This window comes from Sphingomonas bisphenolicum (assembly GCF_024349785.1).
GTDB lineage: Bacteria > Pseudomonadota > Alphaproteobacteria > Sphingomonadales > Sphingomonadaceae > Sphingobium > Sphingobium bisphenolicum.
Genome location: NZ_AP018821.1, coordinates 168,615 through 194,112, shown reverse-complemented (window position 1 = coordinate 194,112; position 25,498 = coordinate 168,615). Strand labels below are relative to the sequence as shown.

The 25,498-nt window shown below is 63.3% G+C and carries 26 protein-coding genes and 1 pseudogene; 22 read left to right on the top strand and 5 right to left on the bottom strand.

What is annotated here, in order from left to right; all coding sequences use genetic code 11:
* Position 1 precedes the first annotated feature (1 nt).
* The 13 genes from traC to SBA_RS24245 all read left to right on the top strand — a co-directional run bounded on the left by traC (position 2) and on the right by SBA_RS24245 (position 14,402).
* Positions 2 to 2,596 carry a type IV secretion system protein TraC gene (gene traC, locus SBA_RS24305; RefSeq protein ID WP_008829964.1) on the top strand — a complete coding sequence of 865 codons (2,595 nt, stop codon included), beginning with the start codon at positions 2 to 4 and terminating at the stop codon, positions 2,594 to 2,596.
* A 5-nt stretch (positions 2,597 to 2,601) separates the two neighbouring features.
* Complete coding sequence (locus tag SBA_RS24300; RefSeq protein WP_008829963.1) at positions 2,602 to 2,976, top strand: hypothetical protein; 375 nt, start codon at positions 2,602 to 2,604, stop codon at positions 2,974 to 2,976.
* Positions 2,969 to 3,616 (top strand): TrbI F-type domain-containing protein, encoded by a 648-nt coding sequence (locus SBA_RS24295; protein WP_008829962.1) that lies wholly within the window; start codon positions 2,969 to 2,971, stop codon positions 3,614 to 3,616. Before SBA_RS24300 ends, SBA_RS24295 begins: the two co-directional genes overlap by 8 nt.
* Positions 3,597 to 4,145: a S26 family signal peptidase gene (locus SBA_RS24290; RefSeq protein ID WP_037519178.1), complete on the top strand. Its 549-nt coding sequence runs from the start codon at positions 3,597 to 3,599 to the stop codon at positions 4,143 to 4,145. The genes SBA_RS24295 and SBA_RS24290 overlap by 20 nt, the downstream gene beginning before the upstream one ends.
* Positions 4,142 to 4,795: a type-F conjugative transfer system protein TraW gene (gene traW / locus SBA_RS24285; protein WP_008829960.1), complete on the top strand. Its 654-nt coding sequence runs from the start codon at positions 4,142 to 4,144 to the stop codon at positions 4,793 to 4,795. Before SBA_RS24290 ends, traW begins: the two co-directional genes overlap by 4 nt.
* Positions 4,795 to 5,067, top strand: a complete 273-nt coding sequence (locus tag SBA_RS24280) for a hypothetical protein (RefSeq protein WP_008829959.1) — start codon at positions 4,795 to 4,797, stop codon at positions 5,065 to 5,067. The genes traW and SBA_RS24280 overlap by 1 nt, the downstream gene beginning before the upstream one ends.
* Positions 5,064 to 6,086, top strand: coding sequence for a conjugal transfer pilus assembly protein TraU (traU, locus tag SBA_RS24275; protein ID WP_008829958.1), 1,023 nt, complete (start codon positions 5,064 to 5,066; stop codon positions 6,084 to 6,086). The genes SBA_RS24280 and traU overlap by 4 nt, the downstream gene beginning before the upstream one ends.
* Positions 6,087 to 6,096: 10 nt before the next feature.
* Positions 6,097 to 6,840: a type-F conjugative transfer system pilin assembly protein TrbC gene (gene trbC, locus SBA_RS24270; protein WP_008829957.1), complete on the top strand. Its 744-nt coding sequence runs from the start codon at positions 6,097 to 6,099 to the stop codon at positions 6,838 to 6,840.
* Positions 6,840 to 8,702 carry a conjugal transfer protein TraN gene (locus tag SBA_RS24265; protein WP_261937525.1) on the top strand — a complete coding sequence of 621 codons (1,863 nt, stop codon included), beginning with the start codon at positions 6,840 to 6,842 and terminating at the stop codon, positions 8,700 to 8,702. Before trbC ends, SBA_RS24265 begins: the two co-directional genes overlap by 1 nt.
* A gap of 37 nt (positions 8,703 to 8,739) precedes the next feature.
* Positions 8,740 to 9,075 (top strand): hypothetical protein, encoded by a 336-nt coding sequence (locus SBA_RS24260; RefSeq protein WP_261937524.1) that lies wholly within the window; start codon positions 8,740 to 8,742, stop codon positions 9,073 to 9,075.
* Between the two features lie 215 nt (positions 9,076 to 9,290).
* Positions 9,291 to 10,106, top strand: coding sequence for a conjugal transfer protein TraF (locus tag SBA_RS24255; protein ID WP_261937545.1), 816 nt, complete (start codon positions 9,291 to 9,293; stop codon positions 10,104 to 10,106).
* Positions 10,106 to 11,569 (top strand): conjugal transfer protein TraH, encoded by a 1,464-nt coding sequence (locus SBA_RS24250; protein ID WP_261937523.1) that lies wholly within the window; start codon positions 10,106 to 10,108, stop codon positions 11,567 to 11,569. The genes SBA_RS24255 and SBA_RS24250 overlap by 1 nt, the downstream gene beginning before the upstream one ends.
* Before the next feature lie 16 nt (positions 11,570 to 11,585).
* On the top strand, positions 11,586 to 14,402 hold the full coding sequence (locus tag SBA_RS24245; RefSeq protein WP_261937522.1) for a conjugal transfer protein TraG N-terminal domain-containing protein: 2,817 nt from the start codon (positions 11,586 to 11,588) through the stop codon (positions 14,400 to 14,402).
* Positions 14,403 to 14,410: 8 nt separating this feature from the next.
* Here the strand turns inward: SBA_RS24245 and SBA_RS24240 are convergent, their stop codons facing one another.
* On the bottom strand, positions 14,411 to 14,611 hold the full coding sequence (locus tag SBA_RS24240; protein WP_095687402.1) for a hypothetical protein: 201 nt from the start codon (positions 14,609 to 14,611) through the stop codon (positions 14,411 to 14,413).
* Between the two features lie 73 nt (positions 14,612 to 14,684).
* Between SBA_RS24240 and SBA_RS24235 the strand changes: the two genes are divergently transcribed.
* The 3 genes from SBA_RS24235 to SBA_RS24225 all read left to right on the top strand — a co-directional run bounded on the left by SBA_RS24235 (position 14,685) and on the right by SBA_RS24225 (position 16,535).
* Positions 14,685 to 15,002 (top strand): hypothetical protein, encoded by a 318-nt coding sequence (locus SBA_RS24235; protein ID WP_244917346.1) that lies wholly within the window; start codon positions 14,685 to 14,687, stop codon positions 15,000 to 15,002.
* 196 nt (positions 15,003 to 15,198) lie between these two features.
* A complete protein-coding gene (locus SBA_RS24230) occupies positions 15,199 to 15,900 on the top strand; it encodes a Bax inhibitor-1/YccA family protein (RefSeq protein WP_174703677.1) in 702 nt (233 codons plus the stop codon).
* Positions 15,901 to 15,911: 11 nt separating this feature from the next.
* Entirely contained in the window at positions 15,912 to 16,535 is a 624-nt protein-coding gene (locus SBA_RS24225; protein ID WP_095687404.1) for an HdeD family acid-resistance protein, read from the top strand.
* Positions 16,536 to 16,608: 73 nt separating this feature from the next.
* On the opposite strand, the pseudogene acpP reads toward SBA_RS24225, so the two are convergent.
* The 3 genes and pseudogenes from acpP to SBA_RS24210 all read right to left on the bottom strand — a co-directional run bounded on the left by acpP (position 16,609) and on the right by SBA_RS24210 (position 18,978).
* Positions 16,609 to 16,844, bottom strand: a pseudogene (gene acpP, locus SBA_RS24220) (acyl carrier protein).
* 286 nt (positions 16,845 to 17,130) lie between these two features.
* A complete protein-coding gene (locus tag SBA_RS24215) occupies positions 17,131 to 18,399 on the bottom strand; it encodes an HD-GYP domain-containing protein (RefSeq protein WP_244917347.1) in 1,269 nt (422 codons plus the stop codon).
* 159 nt (positions 18,400 to 18,558) lie between these two features.
* Positions 18,559 to 18,978 (bottom strand): acyl-CoA thioesterase, encoded by a 420-nt coding sequence (locus SBA_RS24210; RefSeq protein ID WP_095687406.1) that lies wholly within the window; start codon positions 18,976 to 18,978, stop codon positions 18,559 to 18,561.
* Positions 18,979 to 19,169: 191 nt separating this feature from the next.
* Between SBA_RS24210 and SBA_RS24205 the strand changes: the two genes are divergently transcribed.
* From SBA_RS24205 to SBA_RS24185, 5 genes are all read left to right on the top strand, one after another.
* Entirely contained in the window at positions 19,170 to 19,493 is a 324-nt protein-coding gene (locus SBA_RS24205; protein WP_095687407.1) for a helix-turn-helix domain-containing protein, read from the top strand.
* 14 nt (positions 19,494 to 19,507) lie between these two features.
* On the top strand, positions 19,508 to 19,816 hold the full coding sequence (locus SBA_RS24200; protein ID WP_095687496.1) for an alkylphosphonate utilization protein: 309 nt from the start codon (positions 19,508 to 19,510) through the stop codon (positions 19,814 to 19,816).
* A 46-nt stretch (positions 19,817 to 19,862) separates the two neighbouring features.
* On the top strand, positions 19,863 to 21,500 hold the full coding sequence (locus SBA_RS24195) for a Na+/H+ antiporter (protein ID WP_095687408.1): 1,638 nt from the start codon (positions 19,863 to 19,865) through the stop codon (positions 21,498 to 21,500).
* 52 nt (positions 21,501 to 21,552) lie between these two features.
* The gene (locus SBA_RS24190) at positions 21,553 to 21,888 is read left to right on the top strand and encodes a hypothetical protein (RefSeq protein WP_095687497.1); all 336 of its coding nucleotides are present in this window, start codon (positions 21,553 to 21,555) and stop codon (positions 21,886 to 21,888) included.
* A gap of 142 nt (positions 21,889 to 22,030) precedes the next feature.
* Positions 22,031 to 22,402, top strand: coding sequence for a response regulator (locus SBA_RS24185; protein ID WP_244917316.1), 372 nt, complete (start codon positions 22,031 to 22,033; stop codon positions 22,400 to 22,402).
* A 39-nt stretch (positions 22,403 to 22,441) separates the two neighbouring features.
* On the opposite strand, the gene SBA_RS24180 is transcribed toward SBA_RS24185, so the two are convergent.
* Positions 22,442 to 23,947: an ABC1 kinase family protein gene (locus SBA_RS24180; protein WP_095687410.1), complete on the bottom strand. Its 1,506-nt coding sequence runs from the start codon at positions 23,945 to 23,947 to the stop codon at positions 22,442 to 22,444.
* A 152-nt stretch (positions 23,948 to 24,099) separates the two neighbouring features.
* On the opposite strand from SBA_RS24180, the gene SBA_RS24175 reads away from it, so the two are divergent.
* Positions 24,100 to 24,879: a transglutaminase-like domain-containing protein gene (locus SBA_RS24175; protein ID WP_095687411.1), complete on the top strand. Its 780-nt coding sequence runs from the start codon at positions 24,100 to 24,102 to the stop codon at positions 24,877 to 24,879.
* The last annotated feature ends 619 nt before the right edge of the window (positions 24,880 to 25,498 follow it).

Below are 25,498 nucleotides of genomic sequence, written 5' to 3'. Positions count from 1 at the left end.
CATGGCGAAAGGCGGCTTTTTCGACAGCATGCTCTCGGGGCTCTTCGGCGATGCCGCACGCCCCGATGATGACCGGCCCGCGCTCGGCGTTCCCATGCTGGCGCACTGGCTGCCCTATCGCAGCTACGATCCCAAGACGGGGATCTTCTACAACAGCGCCTCTCGCGGTTTCGTGATCGAGGCCGCCCCGATGGTGGGTGCGGACGAGCGCACCGCGGAGATCATCACGCAGTTCCTGTCCGAAGGCATTCCCGCACCGGGCTGTATCCAGTTTCATCAGTGGATGAGCCCGCGCGTGGGTGAGGCGCTGAGCAAATGGTATCTGCCGCGCTATGCCGCACGCGGCGTCTACGAACGGATGGCCAAGCACCGGGTCGATTTCCTCAGCGACGGCGTATGGCATTCGCTCTCGAAGGACGCGCCCTTTTGCCTGCGCCATCACCGCGTGGCGATCTCCTATTCGACGCCCGAGAGCTCGTCGGTGTCCGATGACGACATCGTCTCGGTCATGGAGGGCCTAGTCTCCGCGCTGGCTTCGGTGGGGGTCACGACCCGGCGCATGGATCCGGTCGCGCTGATCGCCTGGATCGACGACATCACCTCACCGACCACGGCTGCCGGTGAGGACGTCGTCAGCTACAATCCCTTCGATCCCATCGCCGACCAGGCCATTCGCCGCGACATTGAGCTCCGGGTCGAACCCGACCGGATGCTGCTGCGCACCGAGCGGTTCCGACCGACCGGCAAGGTCCACGACGGCGCCCCGGAGATCGGCGAAATCTATCCCGATGTCTTCGACGTGCGCTCCTTCTCGGTGCGCAACCTGCCCAATCGCTGGGCGCCCTGGGACATGGCGAAGCTGGTGGGCGACATGTTCACTGACAAGCTGCGCATGCCGTGCCCGGTCGCGACGAACCTGTGCGTTGAATATCCGGACACCCAGGCCTCATCGAACAAGGCGAGCTTCAAGTTCATGCGGACGACGAGTCTCGCCGATTCCAAGTCGGCGCGATTCCTGCCGCAGCTGCGCGACCAGAGCCAGGAGTGGCGCTTCGTCAACGACGAGATCCGGCAGGGCCGCAAGCTCGTGCGGGTGTTCTTTTCGGTCACGTCCTTCTCGCCCAAGGGGCGCGGCGACGCCAACGAACGCGTGCTCAAATCCGTCTACCGCGCGGCGGGCTGGGACCTGCTCGACGACCGCTACCTGCAGGTGATGGGCCTGCTCTGCGCCATGCCCATGACGATGGCCAACGGCCTGTCGCGCGATCTCGAGCGGATGAAGCGCATGCGCACGCTGCTCACCACCACCGCAGCCAATCTCGCGCCGCTGCAGGGCGAATATCTGGGCGGCCATGTGCCGCATCTCCTGATGGTCGGACGGCGCGGCCAGCCCTTCTTCTGGTCACCCTTCGAAAACGCGGCGGGCAACCATAATGTCGCGGTCTTCGGCAAATCGGGATCGGGCAAGTCGGTGGCCTTGCAGGAGCTGTGCGCCTCGCTGTGCGGCGCTGGCGCGAAGGTGGTCGTGATCGACGACGGCCGATCCTTCGAGCATTCGGCCAAATTGCAGGGCGGCGCCTTCGTCGAATTCACCATGAGCTCTGGCTTCTGCCTCAATCCCTTCTCGATGATCGACGAGGCCCAGGCGGCGGAAGACGAGGACTATCTGCTCGACTGCATGGCGATGCTCAAGGCCATCGTGAACCAGATGTCGCGCCACATCGACCGTCTCAACGATACCGAGCGCGGCCTCATCGATGGCGCGGTCAACACGGTGTGGGAGGCGCACGGCCGAAGAGGATCGATCGACCTTGTGATCGAGGCGCTCGATGCAACCGGCAACGCGCTCGCGCACGACCTCGGTATTGCGATGCGCCCCTTCTCGGCGGCGGGCACCTACGGCCGATTCTTCCAGGGGGAGGTCAGCTTCGAACTGAAGGCGCAGCTCACCGTCTTTGAGCTCTCGGATCTCTCGGCGCGCGAAGAACTGCGCAGCGTGGTCCTCACCGCCATCATGTTCATGTCGCAGCAGGTGATGCGCAAGGTCGATCGCGCAATCCCCAAGGCATTGCTGCTGGATGAAGCCTGGCAGCTGCTGCGCGGCGGGGCCATGGCCGACTTCATCGAGACCTATGCGCGCACCTGCCGTAAATATGGCGCCTCGCTCGTCACCGCCACGCAGTCGCTCAACGATTATTACAAGTCGGCGGGGTCAATCGCGGCGCTGGAGAACAGCGACTGGTTCGTCATTCTCCAGCAGAAGCCTGAAACGATAGCCGATTTCAAGAAGCATGATCGCTTCGAGATGGACGATTACACCGATGCGCTGCTGCGCTCCTTGAAGCGCAACGGCTTCGAATATTCGGACATCATGATCAAGGGGCCCGAGACGCTAGCGGTAGGCCGCCTGGTCCTGGATCCCTATTCGGCCACATTGTTTTCCTCGAGCCCGCAGACCTTCGCCCGGATCGAGGCGCTGATCGGCGAGGGCCTCAGCATGGACGAGGCGATCGAGCGCATCGCCTTTCCCGACAATCCCGAAAAGTGGGCGGCGAACGCGGAGAGTGATCCCGACGTCGCAATCGCCGCGGAGTAGGCCCGGTGGCAACGATCCCGAGAGAAGAGACCCTTAAGCCCAGCCCATCGGCCCCGGCTAGCCCGCGCATCCGGCTCGACCTGCGCACCATCCTCTATTGGTATCTCCACCTTTTCGGTTTCGCCCTGTCGTCGCTGCTGATCAGCTGGGGACTGTTCTTCCTCTTCTTCCTGGCGATTGGCGGCTTCTCGGTCGACGGCATGATGCACCAGCTGGCCAATATGGCGAGCCGCTACGTCGCCGCGGACCCAGCGCGCATCGCATCCTTCAAGCAGGTGCTGGCCGGCGCGCAGCTTCTCCTGGCCGGCGCGATCATCGTGCTGCGCCGACATCTCATCATTCCGCGTCATGTGTCTGAAGGGAACCGTTCCCATGGCTGAGCAGACTGAACTCGATCTTCCTCCCGTCCCCGCGCCGTCGGGCAAAGCCACGCGCTCGCGCCGCCGGGCCCTTTTCGCAGGATTGACCCGCTGGCAGATGCTGGGCGGGCTCCTGCTGCTCGCGTCCCTCGTCTGGGCGATGTGGGTGACCCGGCAGGTGAGTGCCCGGCCCGACCATATCGTCTCGGTCAAGCTCTCCGAGCTGGTCGGCGAATATGTCGAGGCGCAGCGCTACTCGGCATCGCCACCTGAGCGGGTCAAGGCCGAGATGCAGGCCTTCATGGCATCGCTCGACAAGGAGCTTGCGCGTCGCAGCGCCCATGGCGACGTCATCCTCGTCGGCGAGGCTGTGCTCAGCAAGAATGTCGATGACATCACGGAAACGGTGAAGAAGGCAGTCTACGCCTCGGGCGTGCCGATACCCAAGCGGATAACGGCCGAGGAGCTGCAGCGCCTGCAGCAAATGAGCCTGCAGGCGGCGCCCGAGATGCCCGTGTCGCAGGATCCGCGGATGACCGCGCCGGCGAGCGCCGCACAAGCCACTGCCCAACCGGTCCCCTCCGTTATTCCCCCGGCCGTTGGCGCCCAGGGAGCCACCGTCTCGAGCTTTGGAGCGCCCGATGTCGGCCCTGCTCAGTGACCAGGGCGAAACCCCGAAGGTGACGGCCTGGCGACCGCGCAAGCATCTCTGGACGGCGCTGGGGCTCCTGTCGGTCGGCACCGTGGTTCTGGGCGCGATCGCGGATTGGCGCGATCGTCATGCCTTCCTCATCAACACGAGCGAATCCTTGCCGAACTGGGCGTTCCTCATCGATCGGGGCCGACTGCCGGCCCGCGGTGACTATGTCTTCTTCGACCCGCCCGCGAACGCTCTCGTGCATCGCCATTTCGGAGCGCGGCCCGCTATGTTCGGCAAGCTGGTTTATGGTCTCCCCGGCGATGTCGTTTCCCATAGCGGCAACGACGTCCTGATCGGCGGGCGCCTGGTGGCGCGCATGAAGCGAGCCTCGCGCCTGGGCGAGCTGTTGACGCCCGGCGCGACCGGGCCAGTCCCGGCGGGCTGCTATTTTGTCGGGACGCCGCACAAGGACGGGTTCGACAGCCGCTATGCCGACATCGGATTCGTCTGCGCGCGCCAGATTATCGGGACCGGGGAGCCGCTCCTATGAGGCGCACCATCCTGCTGGCGGCGACGACCGCATGCCTTGGCGGCACGACCCTGCTTCTTGCCGGGTCCGCCAGCGAGGCGCGCGACTATGGAACGGCAGGGCAGGCCTTTCCGATCATCGAGCCTGACCTGCTCGCGACGATCGAGGCGCGGCTGCGCCGTGCCGAAGCGAGCGGCGAACTGGCGCGAACCAACGCGCTTTTCGCCAAGCGGGTCGAGGCCAAAGTGCGGCGGCCAGATCCCGTCGCCGGTATCTCGCCGGCCCAGGAGACGCGCAGCTGGGATTTCGATCCCTCGGTTCGCATCGACCATGATGTCCGCGACCAGAAGGGGAATATGATCGCAAAGGCGGGTCAGAAGGTGAACCCGCTCGATTTCGTCGGCATTCATCAGGATCTTGTCTTCGTCGATGGGGACAATGCCGAGCAGCTGGCCTGGGCCTGCGGCAAATTTAGCGACGTGAAGGCGAAGATCATCTTCGTGAAGGGATCGCCGATCGAGGCGATGTCGCAGCGCAAGCGGCGCTTTTATTTCGACCAGGAAGGCAAGCTTACTGGCCGCTTCGGCATCGAGCACACGCCCGCCGTCGTCAGCCAGGCGGGCCGCGTGATGCGGGTCACCGAACATGCGCTCAAGGGGAGGGCGGGCTGATGCCCTTGTGGCTCGACCTCCTGCGCACGCCGATGGCCGCGCCCGAGACAAGCGACCTGCGCCGCATGCGCCGGACCTGGCAGGCGTTGTGCATCCTTCTCGCGCTCGTGGTCGGTGGGTTCGGCCCGCTGCGCCAGTGGGTCGGCCGCCCGGCCGTGGCGGCGGTGGCCCTCGCGCTGCTCGTCGGCACGGCGCTCTACACAGCGCTGTATCTGGCTCGCAAGCAGCGCGCTGACACAGCCTATCTCGATCAATTGGGAGAGCGAGAATGACGCGCGGTCTTCGATCCCTGCTCAGCGCTGTGTCGCTTCTCCTGACGTTGGTGCTTTTTGCGGCGCCAGCGCAAGCGGCCGGACCGACCTGCAACGGCAAGTTCGTCAATCCGATCACCGACGTCTGCTGGTCGTGCCTCTTTCCCCTGTCGGTGGGCGGCCTCAAGATCTGGCCGAGCGGCCGGCCCGATACCAGCAATCCCGCCTCGCCGGTCTGCGCCTGCGCGGATCCTTTGCCGCGCATTGGCATTGCCGTCGGTTTCTGGGAGCCGGCTCGCCTGGCCGATGTGACGATGAAGCCGTGGTGCTTCCCCAACCTGGGCGGTATTCGCATCGCCCCCGGGTTCGATATCGGGCAGGGCTATCTCGCCGGTCCCTCGATGGTCGGCGGGCGGTCGCAAAGCACGGCCAAGTGGCATGTGCACTGGTACGTCTATCCTCTGCTCTACTGGATGGAGATCCTGACCGACTTCGTCTGCTTCGAGCAGGCGAGCTTCGACATCGCCTATATGACCGAAATCGATCCGCTCTGGCAGGACGATGCTCTCACCACGCTGATCAACCCGGAAGCGATCATCTTCGCCAATCCAATCGCTCAGGCCGCCTGCGCGGGTGACTGCATTGCCGGAACGGTCAACCTACCGCTCGATCCGCTCTTCTGGTGCGCGGGCTGCCAGGGTTCGATGTACCCGCTCAACGGCAATGTCCCGGCCTCGATCGGCCATGTCCAGTCGTCGCGGCTGGCGGTCTCCCGCTTCGCCTACAAGATGCACCGCGAGGCGCTGGCCTGGGGGACGATGGGTTCGAAGGGCCTCTGCAAGAAGTACCTCATGCCGATCATGCGCAAGCAGCAATATCGCTTCCAGATGGTCAATCCGATCCCGACCGTGAGCGGGCGGTTCGCCTGCTCCGCAATCGGGGCTTCCACAATGCCGCCCGATGCGGGTCGCGCCTATCCCGCCGGCGGCGAGGACATGGGCTACCTCGTCTGGCGCAAGCGCAACTGTTGTGTCCTGTAGGGAGGGGTCGATGCGTTTCGCTGCCTGGGGCGTTACTGCCCTGCTTGCTACCGCCGGCGTATCGGCGCTGCTCGCCCAGACCGTGGACGGTCTTGACGTGCAAGCCATCAAAAAGCGCTCGGCCGACCTCGCCGCAGATGCCGAAGCCTTCGTGAACCACGTCAAGGATCGCGGCGACCAGTTCCGCGAGGAGGCCGTCGCGGTGCGCGAAGCCGGCACCGAAAACATGCGACAGGTCGCGGCCAAGGATCTGCCCAAGGGGCCCGACGGCGCGATCGACTTCGATGAGATCGTGCAAGGCGCCGCCGGCAATGCCAGCGTCAAGAGCGGCGAGGCGCCGCAATTCATCGTCTTCGCCAGTCTCTCGATGCCGCCACAGTCCCTGAAACCGCTTATCCGCGATACGGCGCGCGCTGGCGGCGTCGTGGTGTTCCGCGGCTTTCCGAACAACAGCATGAAGGAGTTTTCGGCTCGGCTCGGGCAGATCGTCGAGCGCCAGGACGAATTCGCCAATGTCGGCGTGGATCCGCGACTGTTCCGAGCCTTCAATGTGCAGGCGGTCCCGACCTATGTTGCCGTGTCGTCCGATTTCGACCTGTGCGCCGGCTTTTCCTGTCAGACCAAGGTGCCGCCCTATGACCGCATGACGGGCAATGTCACCGTGGAATATGCGCTCAGCAGCTTTGCCGACGGTAATGGTCCCGGCGCCAGCGTTGCCGCCGTTGGCCTCTCAAATATGCGGGCGCAGCGGTGATGCGCCTCGCGATTGCAATCAGTCTGGCAGTCCTAGCCGGGGCCAGCTTCCCCGCGCAGGCGCAGACCACGCTGGAGGAAGCGCGCGAGCAGGGAAAGGCGATGGGAACCGCGGCGAAGGCCAATCCGGTCCTGGTGCCCAGCGACAACGCGCAGGCCGAAGCCGTGCCGGGGTTCTCGGGGACGACCCTCCCGCAGGGCAGCTATTTCGATGATCCGGACAAGCTGATCAACGATGCCCAGGCGCTCAAGTCGAGTAGCGAGCAGTACCAGATCACGACCGACAGCAGCCATGTGCGCCCGACATTCAGCAATGCCGAGATTCTTTCGACGACCAATCGCGCGACCACCATTGAGGAAGATCCCTCCACCTATCTGGCGGGAGAGGCTTATGGCGGGACGAGCGGAAGCTGCACCGCGCTTCCGCCTGGATCGGGCACGAGCGGCTATTATGAAGCGAGTTGCAACGCGGGCGCCAAGGTAACGACCAACGCCCGCAGTTGCGCCGTCAATCTGGATGTGCGCACCGATAAGCGGACGATCTACACCTATTACACCGGCCGTTTAAGTTTCCTGCCGAGCGATGGCGGCCCCTATCCGGCCCGTGCCGCGTTCGACGATGAAATCGCCTCGGGAGTCTGCTGGGAAAGCCGACCCATCGACTATTGCGACAATATGGCGGCCTATGGCTACACGGCGGCCGACACCTGCAAGAGCCTGGGCCATACGGCCGTTGAGGTGAAGTGCAGCGCTGAAGCGCAAGGGATTACGGAGGGCGCCTATCACCCTGGCACGGTGATTTCGACCGGCAACTACTGGCTGACCAGGCAGGAGGAACCGGCGGTTCCCGTCATCACCCGCAACGAGGGTCTCTGCGCGGCCTATGCCGGCGACAGCAACTGCACGCTGGAATCGGAGATCTGCACGGCAAGCGATCCGGTTACCCGGATAGTCGACGGTGTGCCTGTCACGCAGCCGTGCTGGGCGTGGCAGCGCAGCTACCAGTGCCACACCATTTCGTCGGCCAACGACTGCTCGGAACTCGAAGCCAATGGCAGTTGCACTTATCAGCGCACCGAATGCCTGGACGAGGATCCTGACGGCGGACCCTGTAAGGTCCAGGAGAAGATCTATCGCTGTCCGACGCCGTCGGGCACCTCGGCCGACGCCCCACAATATATCTGCGGCGACGACGTCTATTGCATCAACGGCGACTGCGAGCCGATCGAACGGCAGGCTTCGACCGAATTCAAGGACGCGCTGGTGGCGCTGCACTCGATCGACCAGGCCGGCAAGGAGTTCGACGAGACCAATTACCGGGTGTTTTCGGGCACACGCGAGACCTGTCACAAGCCGGTATTTGGCCTCATCAACTGCTGTGCCGGCAAGGTTTCGGGATTGGTGCCGGTAGCGGCGGGCGCCGCCGCTCTGGCCGGCGGGCCGGCTGCGATCGCGGCCTTCGCCACGCCGTTCCTTGTGTTGTTCGCCTGTTCTCAGGACGAGATGAGGCTCGATATCAAGGACCGGATGGGCTTCTGCCACAATCTGGGCACCTACTGCTCATCGAGTTTCCTGGGCATCTGCAAGACCAAGCGCACGGCCTATTGCTGCTTTGAAAGCAAGCTTTCGCGGATTCTCCAGGAGCAGGGCCGGGTGCAGTTGGGAAAGCCGTGGGGCGCGCCCAAAAAGGAGCAGTGCCAGGGTTTCACGATCGAGGAGTTCGCCTCGCTCGACCTTTCGGTGATGGATTTCACCGAAATCTATTCGGACTTCCTGGATGCAGCAAAGCTTCCCGACGAGGTCCAGACGATGACGGACATCCAGTCGAAGATACAGGATTACTATGATCTCCACGGCAAATGACCCGGGGCTACCCCGCGATGCCGGGGACGAAAGCGCGATGACGGTTCTCGAGCTGTCGATCTTCGTCTGCGCTTTCCGCGCCCGCACCCCCATCCGAGCAAGCGAGATTTTCGCGGTCATGCATAGCTGGTTCGGCGACATGCCCGCCGATCAGGTCGCGCTGCTGGTCCCCGGCATGGTGAGCCGTGGCTGGCTGACGCCGGTCGGCGAGGCCGTGAAGGCGAGCGAGCAGGGCCGCCGCGCTGCGCGGCCGCTCGTGGAGGGAATTATCCGGATGCTCGATCAAGGCACCCGGCTCATCGACGTAGCGCTGATGATGTCGGTGCTGCGCCTTACCAGGGGAGAATTGGACAATGGCCCTGCCGATAATTGATCCCGTCATCTTCGCCTTGGTGCTGACGCTGACGGGCCCAGGCGCACAGCCGCCGCCCGAGCCTGCGACGGCGAGAAGTTCGCCGTGCCGCGCAGCAAAGGACGCCGACCCGTCCGATTGCTGCGTCCACCCCCGGGCGCTCGACCTGTCCGCCGTCCGCCCTTCCGCGCCTCACTTTGCCGCTGCGCCACAGCCGCAGGAAAGGATGCCGAGCCATGTCGAAGTTTACTAGGATTTGCGCAGCGGTTCTGGCGTTGATGCCCATGGCCGTTAACGCGCAGGAGGCAGGGACAAGCCGCGACACGATCGACGGGCAATCGCCCGACGACTTCTATTGTGGCGAGCGCCGCCTGGGGCAATGGTTCTATTGCTCGAAACCCAAGCCGCGCGACACCCGCCCGGCGTCGCCGCAGGCGCCCGAGCCATCGGCTGCCGAACGCATGGCCGCGATCGCGAAGGAGCTCGATGAGCTCAAGGCCCGCGCGATCCTTGACCCCTCCGAAGAGAATGTCATCGCCTATGTGCGCTTCCAGCGCGAGCAACTCGACCGGGCCTCGACGTTTGCCGATACGTGGCAGCGCGCTCTCTGGCAGCATCCCGACATCGACTACACGCTGCAGCGCCCGGTTTCGACGGTCGGCAAACGAGCCTGGCTCGACAATCGCAAGGCGGATCGGGATGCCGTCCTGACGAGTCTCAGCCAGCGCTACGGGCTCTTCTATTTCTACGCGCAAAGCTGCGGCGCCTGCGAGCTTTTCGCGCCGATCCTGCGCTCGGTCGCCGACAGCCATCGGATGGCGGTCATGGCGGTCTCGATGGACGGCGGTCCAAACAAGGAATTTCCCAACTATGTCGTCGACACGGGCCAGCGTGCCCGCATGGGACTGACCGGCAACGAGACGCCGGCGCTGGTCCTGTTCGACACCCAGACGAAGCGGACGATCCCGGTCGGGTACGGCATCCTCAGCGCCGATGAGATCATGGACCGGATCTTCATGCTCACCAACACCAAGGTGGGGAGTGACTACTGATGGCACGCAAGAGTTCCGGACGGGCACGGGCGGCGATCCGGCGCCTCTCTCATGGCGCCGCCTTATTGGCGGCATCGCATTTCGCGCTGGTGGGCGTTGCCCATGCCGATGTCGCGGGCCAGATGAACAGCTTCTTCAACGACGCGGGCGGTGCGGCCAATGTGACGGGCCCAAGCGCCTTCCAGGGCCAGTCGGCCGGCTACTATTCGATGGGCAATGTCTGGACGCGGTTCCCGCAAAAGTCGGTGTCGCCGTTCAACCTGCAGTTGCCCAGCGCCCGAGCGGGCTGCGGCGGCATCGATCTCTTTTCGGGATCCTTTTCATTCATCAATGCCTCCGAGATCGTGGCGATGCTCAAGGCCACCGCCAACAATGCACTCGGCTTTGCCTTCAAGCTCGCGATTGACTCCGTCTCTCCGGAAATCGGCAAGGTGATGGACGAGTTCAGCCAGAAGGCGCAGCTCCTCAACCAGATGAACATCTCGAGCTGCGAGACCGCGCAGGCGCTGGTTGGCGGCATCTGGCCGCAGATGGACACCACCCGCTCGACCATCTGCGAAGCCATCGGCAACAGCCAGGGCATATTCTCGGACTGGGCCGCCTCACGGCAGGGCTGCAACAACGGCAACCAGCGCGATAACACGATCGCCGGAAATAGCGATGCGTCGATGAAGGACCAACTTGTCGGTGAGCCGCATAACTATACCTGGGAGGCCTTGAAGAAGGCAGGGAAGTTCGGCGCCTTCGACCAGAGCTTTTCCGAATTCATCATGACCCTGGTGGGCACGGTGATCACGAAGCCGTCAGACGATCCGAGTGTCGGGGGCAAAGTGGTGATGATCGGCCCGGCCGAAGACGCCGTGGTGACCGCGCTTCTGGATGGTACGGCTGATGCGCCGCCGGTGAAGCTCCTCAAATGCAATGACGAGAACTGCTACGAGGTCGGCGAGCAGACGCTGTCGGTGCCGGCGTCCTCCGCCTTACGCCCCCGGATCGAAGCGCTGATCCAGTCGATGAACGACAAGATCCGCAGCGATACGCCACTCGATGCCGCGGAAAAGCAGCTTCTGAACATCGCGACGGTGCCGATTTTCAAGATCCTGAGCGTCCAGGCTTATGCGCATTACTCGCTGTCGCCCGGCGAGATCCAGGCAATGTCGGAGATCGTCGCGGTCGACCTGCTCACCGCTATGCTCGACAACATGATGGACCGGGTCGAGCAAAGCCAGGTCCACTACCAGACCTTCGACCAGGCTACCGCGGCCCAGTGGAAGGCGCAGATCGCCGCTGCCCGCGCGAAATACGCGCAGCGCGACGTCAAGCTCAACAACAAGCTGCAGGTCACGATGCAGCTCATCAACCGCAGCATGATGCTCGAGTCCACCCTGCAGAATTCGATGACGCCGGGCATGGCTTCGGCGCTGACCTTCTCGCGCGGGCTGAGCTCGCAGGGGCTGAACTGAAGCCGGGGAACAGGCGATGCTAGAGGTCTTCACGGTCGGTGGCGGCGAATATCTGGTCAACACCTTCAATGCGGTAGCGGCCTGGTCAGGGGGCGGGGGCTATCGCGCGCTGCTCCGGGTCGTGATGGTCATGGGCCTCATCTACTCGCTTCTCGTTGTGGCCTTCACGCTCAACTACAAAGCGTGGATGAACTGGTTTCTCCAGGCCACGGCGATCTACCTGTGCCTCATGGTGCCGACCGTCGACATCAAGGTGACGGATCGGGTGAACCCGTCCCTCGCGCCGGCGACGATCGACAATGTGCCGCTAGGGCTGGGCGTGCTGGCGAGCTTCACGACGCAGATCGGCGACTGGATGACGCGGACGGCGGAAACCGTGTTCGTGATGCCCGGTGAGCTCAATTACACCACCAACGGCATGGTCTACGGTGCGCGGCTGTTCGATGCGACGCGCAACTTCGTGATCCGCGACGCCGAGTTTGCGACCAATCTCGAGAAGCATTTCAAGAACTGTGTGTTCGGCGACGTCATGCTCAACCAGAAATCGCTGACCGAACTGTCGAAGGCGCAGGACCTTTGGGCGGCAATTGGCCCGGGCTCGGAAGCGCGCTCGCAAGAATGGCTGGAGAAGGATGGAAGCGGGGCGGTGACCAGCTACATCGTGACATGCCGCCAGGCCTATGATGGTCTTTCCGGCCAGTGGGCCAATATGATCGAAGCCAACACGCCAATCTGGGCGAAGGAAGTCTACCCGAAGCTCAGCAATGCGCTTGCTGCTGACAAGCTGAAGCATGACGTCCCGATCGTAAACCAGGCGTTCACGGGGTCGGGAAGCAGCTACGCCGACTACATGCGGCAGAACACTGCGATCAACGCTTTCATGCAGGCACGCAATTCCATGGCGGGCGGCACCGGCGCGGCGGCGATCGACACATTCGCGCAGACCCGCGCCGACGTGCAGGCCCGAAACACCTACAATTCGATCGCACAGCAGGCGATGGCCTGGGTGCCGATCTTGAACATCGTGCTGACTGTCGTCTTCTTCGCGATGTTCCCGGTCATCTTCCCGCTCTTCCTCATGCCGCAAACCGGGCTGAGCGCGCTCAAGGGGTACGCTGTCGGCTTCTTCTACTTGGCTGCCTGGGGCCCGTTGTACGTCATCCTGCACATGATCTGCATGACGCGCGCCGAAACTGCAGCGGCCGGTATAGCGTCGGGCGGGGTCACGCTCGGCACATTCGCGGGCATCGGTGCGGTCAACGGCGAGACCGCGACGATCGCAGGGTTCATGCTGATGTCGGTCCCATTCCTCGCGGCCGGACTGGCGCGCGGCGCGATGTCTATTGCCGGTCAGTCCATGTCCATGCTCGCGCCGGCGCAGAATGCGGCCGAAGCGGCCGCCTTGGAGCAGACGACGGGCAACTATTCTTATGGGAATGTCAGCTGGGCGAACTCGACTTCCAACATGCAGCAGAGCGATCAGTGGACCAAGGCGCCGAGCTATATGGGGGGCGCGGCAATGTCGAGCTGGCGTCAGGACAATGGCGCTCTGATCAATGGCTTTGGCAACGGGCAAGAGGTCTTCGACACAGGCGGCGCTATCTCGCGCCTGGCCTTCACGCCTACAATGTCTTCAGGCGCCGTTGCCGAATGGCGCGAGATGGCGAACGAGGCGCACCGCCAGTCGCAGGCCTATGAAAACGCCGCAAACGACATTCTGACCTCGACCCATACCAATCGCAGCGCATTCGGAACCTCGACCGAGCGGTCGTCTGGATGGGACTCGAGCAGCGGTCGCCAGGCCAACACTTCCATCGAACAGTTCGACCGGAGAACAGGAAGCAGTTCTCAGGGGCTGGAAGATAGATCTTCGACGAGCCAGTCCGAACGGGTCTCGGATAGCCATGATCGAAGTGCAGTTACTGCGGACGTCGTAACCGGCAGACTCTCGGCAGGACTGGGAGGACCGCAAGCGGGAGGTTCGGGCACGAAGGGCGGCAATGGTGGCAGGTTTGGACGCCTCCCAGGAATCTCAGGAGACGTATCTAAGTCTGGAACGCAGCAAGAGCAGTTGCAAAGAAGCACCGGGCAGACCAATTCCACCGATAGCTCCAACACCGCTTCCAGCGGGGTACGCGACGAGCATTCGAACGGCACCGGCGCGAGTTCCTCGGACGGTACCTACAGCCGGAGCGGCGTGTTCAGTCGCGCCTCGCAGACTTCGTCGGCTTCGGTGAGCACTGAAGACGCTCTCTCCCGCGCGCGCTCATATCAGGAGTCTGCGCGCAAGCTGGAGGAATTGTCCCAGCAGCTGTCTCGCGACGCCAGTTGGGCCGAGAGCCATGGCATGCAACTCAGCACGAACCTCAGCCAGGACCTCGCGAACTGGTACCGTGCGCAACAGGCGGCAAATCCTGGTCTGGATGCTCCCGAAATTTGGGCGACGGACCTTTCCGAGCATCAGCGCAGTGTCCGGGATGAAATGGTCCAGCGGTGGATGTCGGAGAAGCGTGAAGCGATCTACGAGGAAATCCGTGGAAGCCTCAACGAGCCTGATCTCGTTGATGTGCACCGCACCGACGTGTCCTCCGCGGCCGATGTCAGGGCCACCTATCATCCGCATGGTGCTGGCGGCATTCCGGCAGGGCCTAGTGCAGGCGATCCCGGCGCAGCAGCTGCTGTGATTTCGTCAGGCAAAGCTGCGCTAGACGGGGATCGAGCAGCCGCACAAGCGGGCAGAGCTTCCAATATGCAGGGCGCCTCCCGCATTCAGTCCGAGGTGAATGCGGGCCACGATAAAGGTTTTTTCCTGAATCCTGAGCTTCGGAAATGAGTGATGAACTACATCAAAAACCAATAGCCGAGGGCGCCGGCTGCCACTGCGTAAGCAAGCAGATAGCCAATCTTGCCCCCGAGCGTAACTTTCCCCTCTTCGTCAGTAAATGGCTCGAGGCTCGGAATCGGTTCATCAACCTTACCCGTGATTATCGGGCCACCGGTCAAACCTTGGGTGCGGATGTAGGTATCGATGTCGAACGACATGGAAATCTCCTAAGCACAGAAAATATACCCGAAACGCCGCCACCTCTCAAGTCCCGGCGACGGACAACGAACCTTGCTTAGGCCAAATTCAACCCCGGTTGGCGACACGCTTGCTAAGGATCTCGACCTGTCGAGCAACCTGGCATTTATGTTCTCGTGGCTCCTCGTTTCAGCGTTAGGGCTGCTGCCGCTGTTCGACGAAACGCTCCCACGTGATCCCACACCTTCCGCGTCGGCGCTGATCGTGTTTTTCGTCGCTGTCGGTTCGGCCGCCGTGCTGAGGCGGTATTACAGCTGGGTTGGCCTCGTGATGCACGTCTTCAGCCAGATTTTCATGTGGCTGTCCGTGTTCTGCGTTTCGCTTGCGGGTGTCCTTTATACGGCCGGATAGAGGCAGGGCACAGGTCTTGAAACCACGGAAACCGAACACATTTTTCGGATCGTGGGCCGGGCTTATCGCGCTGAACGACAGGCCGGCGCACCGGGCGTGCTCGGTGTTGCGGTTCGCTATAAGCCTCTCGCTGCGCCAGCGCGATCTGTCGTCTTAATCGATGGAGAGAGCTATGGAATCATTGTTCAATCGGACGATGCCTTCGCAGCGCAGGGCAAGCCCCATCGACCGGGGCTTCGATGCCGGCCTGCGAAACCACATGATCGGCATCTATCGCAACATGGCGCTTGGTCTTGCCCTTACTGGTCTGGTCGCGTTTGGCGTCGCGTCCACGCCGGCCTTGTACGAGCCCATCTTCGGCACGCCGCTAAAGTGGGTGGCGATCTTCGCGCCTCTGGCCTTCGTACTTCTGCTATCGTTCGGCCTACATCAGATATCGGCCGCCATGGCCCGGACAGCCTATTTCGTCTTTGCCGGCGTCATGGGCGTCTCGATGGCCAGCATCTTCCTGATGTTCACGGGCGAGAGCATTGCGCTCGCCTTCTTTACGGCCGCGGCGGTGTTCGCAGCGATGAGTCTGTGGGGCTATACCACCGGCGCTGACCTGTCGCGTTGGGCCCCGATCCTGATGGTGGGTCTGCTCGCTGTCGTGGCGGCCAGCATCGTCAATTTGTTCCTGGGATCCTCGACGCTGCAGATGCTGTTCTCGATCGCGGGCATCGTGGTGTTCACCGGCCTGACGGCCTGGGATACGCAGCGTCTCAGGAACGAGTATTACGCCTATGCCGGGCAGGAAGAGGCGAGCAAACTCGCCATCGTTGGCGCACTCTCGCTCTATCTCAACCTGATCAACCTGTTCCAGTTGCTGCTGACCTTCATGGGCCAGCGGCGCGAGTAAAGGAGGACGGCATGCACGATACTTCGCTTTGGCGCGGCGTCCCGCTGGTGGCGCAAAACTGGAAATGGATGATGGTTCGCGGTGTCCTGACTCTGGCGCTGGGCATAGCGGCGCTGCTGTTCCCCGCGGGCGCACTCTTTGCCTTCACGATGCTGTTTGCCGCTTTTGCTGGCGTCGACGGCATCGCCTCGCTGATTGCCGGGATACAGGGTGCCGCGCACAAGGCGGACCGGTGGATCGCCTTGGTCCTGCGCGGCGTTCTCGGGCTCGTAGCAGCCGGCCTCTTTGTGGCCTTGCCGTTGGAGTTCACCGTCAGCTACGCGTTGGCGACACTGGTTCTGGTTGCTGCCTGGGCCATCGCGGTCGGCCTGCTCGAGATCGTCGCTGCGGTTCGGCTGCGCAAGGAAATCCGCGGGGAAGTGCTCCTCGCCCTTTCCGGCACGATCACCGTCGGGCTAGGCGTCGCGATATTGGTCCTGCTCTATCTGCAGCCGATCGCCTCGATCCTGTCCGTCGCATGGCTTATCGGCGCCTGGGCTCTGCTCGGGGGCGGGCTGTTGATCAGCCTTGCCTGGCGGCTGCGGGCTTCGCGAGAGGGCCACAAGGGACCTGGTCCAGAGGCGGTGGCGGCGTAAAAGGAAGCGTGCGGCGGCCCAAGTCGAAACTTGGGCTCGCCGCATCGATCCCGAGCGTGGCGCCGCAGGTGCCTCAGACCATCGCGGCTTCGATATAGAGAACGGCATCCCTCACCGTCGCGATCTTCTCAGCATCATCGTCGGGAATCTGGACGTCGAAGCCTTCCTCGATCGCCATGACAAGCTCGACGACATCCAGACTGTCCGCACCCAGATCCTCCATGAAGTGGGATTCCAGCGTCACCTTGTCGGGTCGACACCCAGTTGCTGGGCAATCAGGTTTGCAACGCGCGTAGCAGTATCGGTCATGTCTTTGCCCCCGAGCCATGCTGGCGGATGCCGCATGGCATTCTCTGGCTCTTCTCTAGACGCTAGAGCCCGCACCGTCACGCAAACTCGCCGCGAGCTGGGCGGCTCAAAGAGGACAGGCAATCCCGGAACTCTGACCTGTGCTTCAGACATTTGCATCAGGATTTGGCGATAAGGACGCCGTCGGCATCAGTGGTGGCAGTTGTCACCCAGAACGATCAGTTTCTCGCCGCTACGCGCAGTTGGTCCATTTCCCGCGAAGCGATGATGGCTCGGCCGGACCCGATCAGATCGGCCGTCGGCATGCGATTATCGAGCACGAACGCCTGGATGACCGGCCATCGCGGACCAAACCACGCCTCGCCGTTTCGATACCGATTGCGGCATCGCCTTTCAGGGTCGCCGAGCAGATGAAGCTTTCGAGCGGCACGAATTCTCGCTCCATCGTAGAAAAGAAGGCGCGCACCATCGGCATGGTCGGCTCGCGGTTGTTGCCGGCGATGACGATGCCGAGCCGGTTGGTGCGCAGGCGCACGAGCGTGCCCACCGGGTAAATTCCGATGCTGCGAATGAACGCATCCAGCACGCCCGGATCGAAATGTCCCTCCCAATCGAGCATTTTGGCCAGCGCGTCGGACGGCGTCCAGGGGTCCTTATAGGGTCGCCGGGACGTCACCGCGTCATAGACGTCACAGATCGCGCCCATCCGGGCATGCAGCGAGAGCTGGTCGGCGGTGAGACCAAACGGATAGCCCTTGCCGTCGACCCTCTCATGATGGTGGAGACACACGTCGAGGGCGATCGGGGAGATGCCCTCGGTCTTCTTGAGAAGATCGTGCCCCTTTTGCGGATGCGTTCGAATGATCTCGAATTCGTCGTCGCTGAGCGAACCGGGCTTGTCGAGGACGCTGCCTGGCACCGCCATCTTGCCGATATCGTGCATCAACCCAGCAGTGCCGAGGTCACGGGTCAGCGTCTCCGATAGGCCGAGTTGGCGGCCCAGATTGATCATGAGCGCGCAGACGGCCACCGAGTGCAGATAGGTATACTCGTTCTTGCGCTTGAGGCGCGTCACCTTGATCATGGCGGCCGCGTCCCGCATCACCGATGCTGCGATTTCATCGACCAGCGGCTCGACGTCGCGCAGGGCGACCGCCTTGCCCATGCGGGCCTCGCCGAACATGCGCATGATGACCCGCTTCGACCTCTGGATCGACTCCGTGGCGCGCTGAACCTCGTCCATTTCGATCGGCATCGATCGTCGCACCGGCGCGAGCGGGGCAATGGCCTGAGGGCGGCGGGGCGCCTCAGCTTCTCGGGCAGCGGGAAGAGGGCCTTTGGCTAAATTGGCCGACGGGACAGGAAGCGGCGGCGGCGAAGCTCCCATCGCATCATCGATATAGATCGCCTTGACGCCAGAGGCGCGGATCTCGTCCACGTCCGCGGGGGAGAGGAGGAATTTCGTGCGCCAGAAAGGGTGCTTGAACCAGAAGCCCTCGAAGCCGACGACGAACATTCCGGCACTAATCTGGTCGATCGCGATCTTGCGCTTCATGGCACCCCTTCGCCCCGTCTTCACCCCCCGCGCCCTAAATTCCGGTTAAGAACGGGCTAAAGGCGCGGTCGGCATGCGCGAAGAGTGCGGGGGAGCTGATTACCCCACGCAGACTGTATAACCCCGCCGGCAACCCCGGCGCGCGGCGTCTTTTGCCTGTCAGATTGGCTGAGCGGGAGAGTCGAGCGTGAAGAAATGCTGGATGACCTCCCGGGCGAGCCGTGCGGGCCGCCTGGTCACGGCGTCGACACAACACCAGCTCGACTTCACTTCCGCGAGCACCTCTTCACCGCGCCGGATAACCGTGTCGTAAAAGGCGCGGGCACCCTGAACCTTTTCCAGCAGCACCGTCGCGATGACGCGGTCGTCCAGGAAGGTCGGGCGGCGGTAGGTGATCTCATGCTTGAGCGCGACCCAAAGATGCCCTGCGACGGCCTCGCTGGGCGCGAGCGAACGCCAGTGGTCGAGAACGGCATCCTGCACCCATTTGAGGTAGCTGGCATTGTTGACATGGCCCATGAAGTCGATGTCGGACGGGTCGATGCCGATCTCATAAGCGTGGGGAATCGCGGTAGTCATGGGCCTTCTCATATCATGATGGAGCGCAAAGGGCTTGGGCCGTAAGCGGGGCGCGCGGAGATTACACGCCGCCACGTCCCGATCGATGCCCCGCCCGGCATTGCGGACGTCGGCATCGGTGGCAGGCCTTATCACACATGATCTATGATTGATAAGATTGCAGTTTGATGTTTTATACGTCATGAGAGCGCATGATCACTTCGCAGCAGATGCGTGCCGCTCGCGCCCTCCTTGGGATTGACCAGCGCCAACTCGCCCAACTCGCGCACCTTTCGCTACCGACGATCCAGCGCATGGAAGCCTCGGGAGGGCAGGTGCGCGGCGTGGTCGACACCCTGGTGAAAGTGATCGGGGCGCTCGAAAGCGCTGGCATTGAACTGCTTGGCGAGAACGCGCCGAGCAGCGGCGTGGGCCGCGGGGTTCGCCTGCGCGAGACGAAGGCTGGGCGCTCGGCCGGGACCGTGCCGTCGCTGCTTTATGATCAGGAAGATCTCGGCGCCGTACCGCCGCAGTGAGCCAGGGAACCATGATGAGCAGTTCGGACGACTATGTGTATGACGAAGCCTCCGGCGAGTGGATCAGCCCGCAGGATGTACAGGCCCAGGCACAAGGCCTGAGCGATGCGGTCGAAGTGCGCGATGCCGTGGGCAATATCCTTGCCGATGGCGACAGCGTCACTCTGATCAAGGATCTCACCGTCAAGGGCGCCAACCAGACGCTCAAGCGCGGCACTCTCATCAGGTCCATTCGCCTGACCGGCGATCCCCAGGAAATCGATTGCCGCTACGAGGGTATCAAGGGCCTCGTCTTGCGCGCCGAATTCGTCCGCAAGCGCTGAGCGACTGCACGCCAGATACGACTGCACGCCAGATAGAGGAACCCTGTTGGAAGTCATCTCGATCGTTCTGCTTCTGCTGCTCGCGGTGATCCTGAGCGGCATCCTTTCGCGAATGGTCCCCCTGCCGTTCCCCCGGCCATTGTTTCAGATCGCGCTTGGCGCGCTCATCGGGCTTGCTGCGGACTGGCGGGTCACGCTCGATCCCGAAATCTTCTTCCTCCTCTTCTTGCCGCCGCTGCTCTTCCTGGATGGCTGGCGTATTCCGCGCGAGGAATTGTTCAAGGACGGCAAGACGATTGTCGAACTGGCCCTGGGCCTTGTAGTGGCGACGGTCGTCGGAATGGGCTTTTTCATCCACTGGATGATCCCGGCCATGCCGCTTGCCGTCGCCTTCGCGCTGGCGGCGGTCGTCTCGCCGACGGATCCGATCGCCGTTTCGGCGATCGCGCAGCGCGTGCCCATTCCCAAGCGGATGATGCATATCCTGGAAGGGGAGTCGCTGCTCAACGACGCCTCCGGCCTCGTCTGCCTGCGCTTTGCCATCGCAGCGACGCTGACCGGCGCCTTTTCGCTTCACCAGGCCGCCATCAACTTCGTGTGGGTCGCGCTGGGCGGGCTGGCGGTCGGTGCGGGCCTGACCTGGCTCGTCTCGCACGCCAAGAACTGGGTGTCGCGGCGCTATGGCGAGGAGGGCGGAGCGCAGATCCTCATTAGCCTTCTTTTGCCCTTCGGGTCCTATCTCGTTGCCGAACACTTGCACTGTTCGGGCATCCTGGCTGCGGTGGCCGCAGGCCTTACGATGGGTTTCGTTGAGGGGAGCGGCGAACTTGCCGCCTCGACGCGCATTCGCCGCAACACGGTGTGGGATGTCATCCAGTTCACCGCCAATGGCGTGATCTTCGTGCTGCTCGGTGAACAGCTGCCGGCCATCCTCGCGGGCGCGGCGGAGACGGTGCGCCTCACCGGTCATCATGAATCCTGGTGGCTCGGCGTTTATGTGCTTGCGATCAATCTTGGACTGGCCGCCTTGCGCTTTCTTTGGGTTTGGCTGTCGTTCCGCTTGAGTTTCTTCCGGCAGGGCGAGGGACAATCGACCCCGAACTGGCGCATAGTCGCAGCGATGTCCTTTGCCGGCGTGCGCGGCGCTATCACGCTTGCGGGCGTACTCACGCTACCGCTCGTGCTCAGCGATGGGTCGCCCTTCCCTGGGCGCGACCTCGCCATTTTCCTGGCGATGGGGGTCATCATAGTCTCGCTGCTGGTCGCGAGCCTTGGCCTTCCCGTCCTGCTGCGCGGCCTGCGCATGCCGCCCGAGCATGACCAGCAGAGCGTCGAAGATGCCGCGCGCATCAAAGCGGCCGAAGCGGCCATCGCCCGGATCGAGGAGGTCCAGCATGAACTGGCCGAGGGCCGGGCGGATGCCGATCTCTATGTGTCGGCTGCCGCGCGGATCATGGACGGCTACCGCGAGCGGATCGAAAGCAGGGTGGGGACGCGCGAGGAAAATGCCGAGATGCGGCGAGGTGAGGCGATCGAACGGCGCCTGCGCATCGCCGCGCTCAAAGCGGAACGGAGCCAGATCTTTCGCATGGTTCGCAAGCGAGAGCTTGGCAGCGAGCTTGCGCGCAAGCTCATACGGGAGCTTGATCTCGCGGAAGCCCGCCATGCGGCCCAGCTCGGCTGACGGGTCGACACAGGACAGTACGGAGCCAAGAACAGAAAAGGAGGAGCGGGCCATGGACGAGGCCGACCGGGAATGCAGGGTCGACGAAGCGCTGCGCCTGCTGGAGCGTGCGCTGACCCTGGTCGACGGCGTCAACGAGGATGCGGCGATGCACCTCCAGACCGCGATCGACCGCCTCATGCCGCCTGCGAGACGGTCCCAAATCGCACCCGAGGACTGGGACCTGATCAGCTTGCTCCCGCACCTCACCAGCCGCGTCTACTGCCTGCATCGCCATAATGGACTGGACGTCGTAACGGTGGCGACACGGCTTGGCTTGTCCCCGGACGAGGTCGTCAAACAGGTACGTTGCGCCGAAGCTTTCCTTATCGGCCACGCGATCCAGTAATCACGGCGCGGTCGCAACCGTCACAGTTCGTCGAAAATCAGAAAGAATTCTGCGCTTTTGCGGCCTTGTCCGTGAACCATGGCCCCCTGCCGCCGTTCATAGGGAAACGGGGCATATGTGTTGCTGTATTACCGAGGATTGCATGATGGCCGATAGGCAACATGTTCTGGTTGTCGATGACGAGCCGGTCCTCCGGATGATCCTTGTCGATCTCCTGGAGGGCGAGGGATATGCGGTCGAAGAGGCTTCTAACGCCGCCGAGGCTCTTGAGGTCCTGCAAGCGCTGCCCTCGATCCGGATCGTCGTCACCGATATCCAGATGCCGGGGTCGATGGATGGTTTGCGCCTGGCGCGCTATATTCGCGATGCCTATCCTCCCATTGCTCTGATCGTTTCCTCAGGCGCCGTTCGGCCCGAGCAAGACGCGTTGCCCGACGATGCTGTCTTTCTCTCGAAGCCGGTCGACCATCGCGAATTGCTCCGCGTGATCGAGGACCGCCTCTCCGCCGCCTGAGAACAGGGCGCGCGGAGCGGCGAGCCACATCAGGGGCGCCTAGAAAAGCGTGACAGCCGCCGCGAGGATGAGCGATCCTGCGACAATAGCGCCCGCGATCCACCGCCCGGCCGCAGCGATCTCCGTGCCCCAACGCCGCGGTGGGATGACCTGATCGCGCTCCAGCCGCTCGATGATCAACCTCAGCAGCCGCGGGCCATCCTGCCCGATCCTTGTGATCTCGAGCAGCAGACCTTGCAGCACCGGGGTCCAAGCAGCGGGATCTAGCCGCGAGGCAACGATGCGCACTGCAGCCTGCCGCAGAGCAAGGGTCAGGTCGAAGCCGGGGGCAATGTTGGCGAGGACGCCATCGATCGTCACCAGTGCCTTGAAGATAAGCAGCAGGTCGGGCGGGACGGTCAGCCGCTCCTGCCGCATGAGCGCGAAAAAATCATTGACCAGGGTGGCGAGCACCAGGCGCGTGCCGCCATGGCGGGCGACAAGCTGTTCGGCCGCCAGAAGGAGCCGCTCGCGAGGCGGGCTCTCACCGGCGGACCAAAGGGCGAGCGTCTCCGCCAGGGCCTGCGGATCTCCGATATTGATAGCCTGGACGAAGCGCAAAAGCTCTTCCCGGCGCCTGGGGCTGACATGGCCGATCAAGCCGAGGTCCAGCAGGGCGAGGCGGTTTCCGGGCAAGCACAGGAGATTGCCGGGGTGGGGATCGGCATGGAACCGGCCGGTGAGAAGGACCATGTCGAGCACGACCTGGGCGCCGAGCGATGCGATCGCGTGGGGATCGATGTCTGCCTCGACGAGGGCCTCTGCCGAGCGCGGCGCGACCCCTTCGATATAGTCCATGGCCAGCAGCGTTTCCGACGTCCATTCCCAGTGGATCTCGGGAATGACGACCTGCGCGTTGCCGGCGAGATCGCCGCGCAGGCGGTCGGCATTGCGGGCCTCGTTGGTGAAGTCGAGTTCCTCCAGGATTGCGGACGCGAGCTGTTGGACGAGCGCGGTGGGAGCAAAGCGCCGGATTTCCGTACTGGCCCGCTCGAGGACCGCCGCGAACTGGGCGATGAGGCGCAGATCCGCTTCCATGCGGGTCCGGATGCCGGGCCGCCGGATCTTGAGGACGATGGCGCGACCATCGTGCAGGCGGGCGCGGTGGACCTGCGCCATCGAGGCGGCGGCAAGCGGCTCGGGATCGAACGCGGCGAATGCCTTACTGACAGATTCTCCCAAGGCCTCCTCGATGGCGGGCCGCACCGTTTCGAAGGGGAGCGTCGCCGCCTGGCTGTGAAGCCGCTCCAATTCGGTAATCCAGTCGGGCGGAAGAAGATCGCTGCGTGTGGCGAGAATTTGCCCCAGCTTGACGAAGGTGGGACCCAATTCCTCCAGCGCCAGGCGCGTGCGTGCGGGCAGCGCCGCTGCCTCGCCCGCAGGAAAATCTTTGGCGCCCAGCCCGAGCCGGTCGATCGCCGTGTCGAGGCCATAACGCGCCAGGACCCCGGTGACCTCACCAAGACGCTCCCGGTCCCGGGCCGCTACCATCAAGCTTTTGAACATGGCGTGAGAGATAGGGGCTGTACACCGGAAACGAAGGGGCGGCGTTTTCGAGACCGCGCCGTGCGCGGCAGGAACGTAGGGAGCAAGGGCGGGTTTCGTGAGAGCCACCCCGCGCGTCGTGCAGGGCTGCGCCTTGCTAACGAAGGATCCTGATGAAGATCGCCATCCATGCCCAGCTCGACTATCGGTTCGACCGGCCGACCGACGTCCTCCTGCAGCTCGAAGCGGCGGCCATCCCGGAGCAGATAATCGATGACGCCCATATTGACCTGTCCGAGACCGAGCATTTTGCGCGCGTTTCGGCGCACGATCTGATTGGGGAAAGAATCTGGGTACGCGTCGGCAGCGAATTGCGCGTCGATTACCAGGCGACCGTCTCGATCAACCGGATCCTCAACGATTGCCAGGCATTGCCTGCCGTCCCGCCCCACCAGTTGCCGGGCGAGACGGTGCAGTATTTGATGCCGTCGCGCTATTGTCCCTCTGACCAGTTCCAGTCCTTCGTCCGCGCCGAATTCGATGCGCTGGAAGGCGGCCGGAAGGTGATCGCGATGCGCGACTGGGTGCATAGCCATCTCAGCTATGTGCCCGGCGTCAGCACATCGGACACGACGGCTGCCGATACCTTCATTCGACGGCAGGGTATCTGCCGGGATTATGCGCACGTCCTCATCACTCTCGTGCGCGCCGCAGGCATTCCGGCGCGCATAGCGAGCGTCTACGCGCTTGGCGTCGAACCGCAGGATTTTCACGCCGTGGCTGAGGTGTTCCTCGGCGGCGAATGGCATCTGGTCGACGCGACGGGCATGGCACGCGAAGCTGCGATGGCCAAGATAGGGATCGGCCGCGACGCGGCCGACATTGCCTTCCTTACCGCTTATGGCAGCGCTGTGCTCAACAGCCAGTCTGTCCAAGTCCAAGCCGTGCCCTGACAGTGCGAGGGGATGCGATCCCTGCCCCGATACCGGCTTTGCACAGTGCCTTCATGCATCGTTTAAGCGACACGTGCAGACTGCCCAACGGTGGCAAGACCCTTGAACCATTGCCCCTCTCTGGATCAATCACGGCTTGAAACCCGCATCTCGTTGGACGAAACTATCCTGCCCCTCCCAGCAGAAAAGGAAGAGGTTCCATGCAATGGTCGGGCCTCCAGCGCAGTAAGACGACGCAGCTGCCGGAAGAACGCGTGGGAGTGTTCCAGTCAGGCCGACAGATCGGCTCGGTCCCGGCGAACTTCGATCCACGAACCACCCCCTCGAAATCGGTTCTTTATGTTCTGCGCGACGGCGAGTTCGCCAGAGGCGCTGAAGGGTGGATTGCAACTGCCTCGCTAGGCCCTGGCGACCTGGAAGCGATCGCCGGGTTCAAGTGGCTCTAGAACGTGGTTCAGTTCAATTGGACGGCAGGTCGAGCTCAGAGGTCGAGGCGATAGGCAGGCATAGTTCGTCGTTCGATCGGATCGTGCCGGCTAAGGATAGGGGAGCGCAAACGGCATAGCCATGCGCAACCGGAAGGCACATTTCCGAAAAGCTTGGCTGTGGCCCCGCGTTG

Excerpts from the sequence above, each read along its gene's own strand:
- traC (WP_008829964.1), top strand. The coding sequence starts at position 2 with ATGGCGAAAGGCGGCTTTTTCGACAGCATGCTCTCGGGGCTCTTCGGC.
- SBA_RS24295 (WP_008829962.1), top strand. The coding sequence starts at position 2,969 with ATGGCTGAGCAGACTGAACTCGATCTTCCTCCCGTCCCCGCGCCGTCG.
- SBA_RS24290 (WP_037519178.1), top strand. The coding sequence starts at position 3,597 with ATGTCGGCCCTGCTCAGTGACCAGGGCGAAACCCCGAAGGTGACGGCC.
- traW (WP_008829960.1), top strand. The coding sequence starts at position 4,142 with ATGAGGCGCACCATCCTGCTGGCGGCGACGACCGCATGCCTTGGCGGC.
- SBA_RS24280 (WP_008829959.1), top strand. The coding sequence starts at position 4,795 with ATGCCCTTGTGGCTCGACCTCCTGCGCACGCCGATGGCCGCGCCCGAG.
- traU (WP_008829958.1), top strand. The coding sequence starts at position 5,064 with ATGACGCGCGGTCTTCGATCCCTGCTCAGCGCTGTGTCGCTTCTCCTG.
- trbC (WP_008829957.1), top strand. The coding sequence starts at position 6,097 with ATGCGTTTCGCTGCCTGGGGCGTTACTGCCCTGCTTGCTACCGCCGGC.
- SBA_RS24265 (WP_261937525.1), top strand. The coding sequence starts at position 6,840 with ATGCGCCTCGCGATTGCAATCAGTCTGGCAGTCCTAGCCGGGGCCAGC.
- SBA_RS24260 (WP_261937524.1), top strand. The coding sequence starts at position 8,740 with ATGACGGTTCTCGAGCTGTCGATCTTCGTCTGCGCTTTCCGCGCCCGC.
- SBA_RS24255 (WP_261937545.1), top strand. The coding sequence starts at position 9,291 with ATGTCGAAGTTTACTAGGATTTGCGCAGCGGTTCTGGCGTTGATGCCC.
- SBA_RS24250 (WP_261937523.1), top strand. The coding sequence starts at position 10,106 with ATGGCACGCAAGAGTTCCGGACGGGCACGGGCGGCGATCCGGCGCCTC.
- SBA_RS24245 (WP_261937522.1), top strand. The coding sequence starts at position 11,586 with ATGCTAGAGGTCTTCACGGTCGGTGGCGGCGAATATCTGGTCAACACC.
- SBA_RS24240 (WP_095687402.1), bottom strand. The coding sequence starts at position 14,611 with ATGTCGTTCGACATCGATACCTACATCCGCACCCAAGGTTTGACCGGT.
- SBA_RS24230 (WP_174703677.1), top strand. The coding sequence starts at position 15,199 with ATGCCTTCGCAGCGCAGGGCAAGCCCCATCGACCGGGGCTTCGATGCC.
- SBA_RS24225 (WP_095687404.1), top strand. The coding sequence starts at position 15,912 with ATGCACGATACTTCGCTTTGGCGCGGCGTCCCGCTGGTGGCGCAAAAC.
- SBA_RS24215 (WP_244917347.1), bottom strand. The coding sequence starts at position 18,399 with ATGAAGCGCAAGATCGCGATCGACCAGATTAGTGCCGGAATGTTCGTC.
- SBA_RS24210 (WP_095687406.1), bottom strand. The coding sequence starts at position 18,978 with ATGACTACCGCGATTCCCCACGCTTATGAGATCGGCATCGACCCGTCC.
- SBA_RS24205 (WP_095687407.1), top strand. The coding sequence starts at position 19,170 with ATGATCACTTCGCAGCAGATGCGTGCCGCTCGCGCCCTCCTTGGGATT.
- SBA_RS24200 (WP_095687496.1), top strand. The coding sequence starts at position 19,508 with ATGAGCAGTTCGGACGACTATGTGTATGACGAAGCCTCCGGCGAGTGG.
- SBA_RS24190 (WP_095687497.1), top strand. The coding sequence starts at position 21,553 with ATGGACGAGGCCGACCGGGAATGCAGGGTCGACGAAGCGCTGCGCCTG.
- SBA_RS24185 (WP_244917316.1), top strand. The coding sequence starts at position 22,031 with ATGATGGCCGATAGGCAACATGTTCTGGTTGTCGATGACGAGCCGGTC.
- SBA_RS24180 (WP_095687410.1), bottom strand. The coding sequence starts at position 23,947 with ATGTTCAAAAGCTTGATGGTAGCGGCCCGGGACCGGGAGCGTCTTGGT.
- SBA_RS24175 (WP_095687411.1), top strand. The coding sequence starts at position 24,100 with ATGAAGATCGCCATCCATGCCCAGCTCGACTATCGGTTCGACCGGCCG.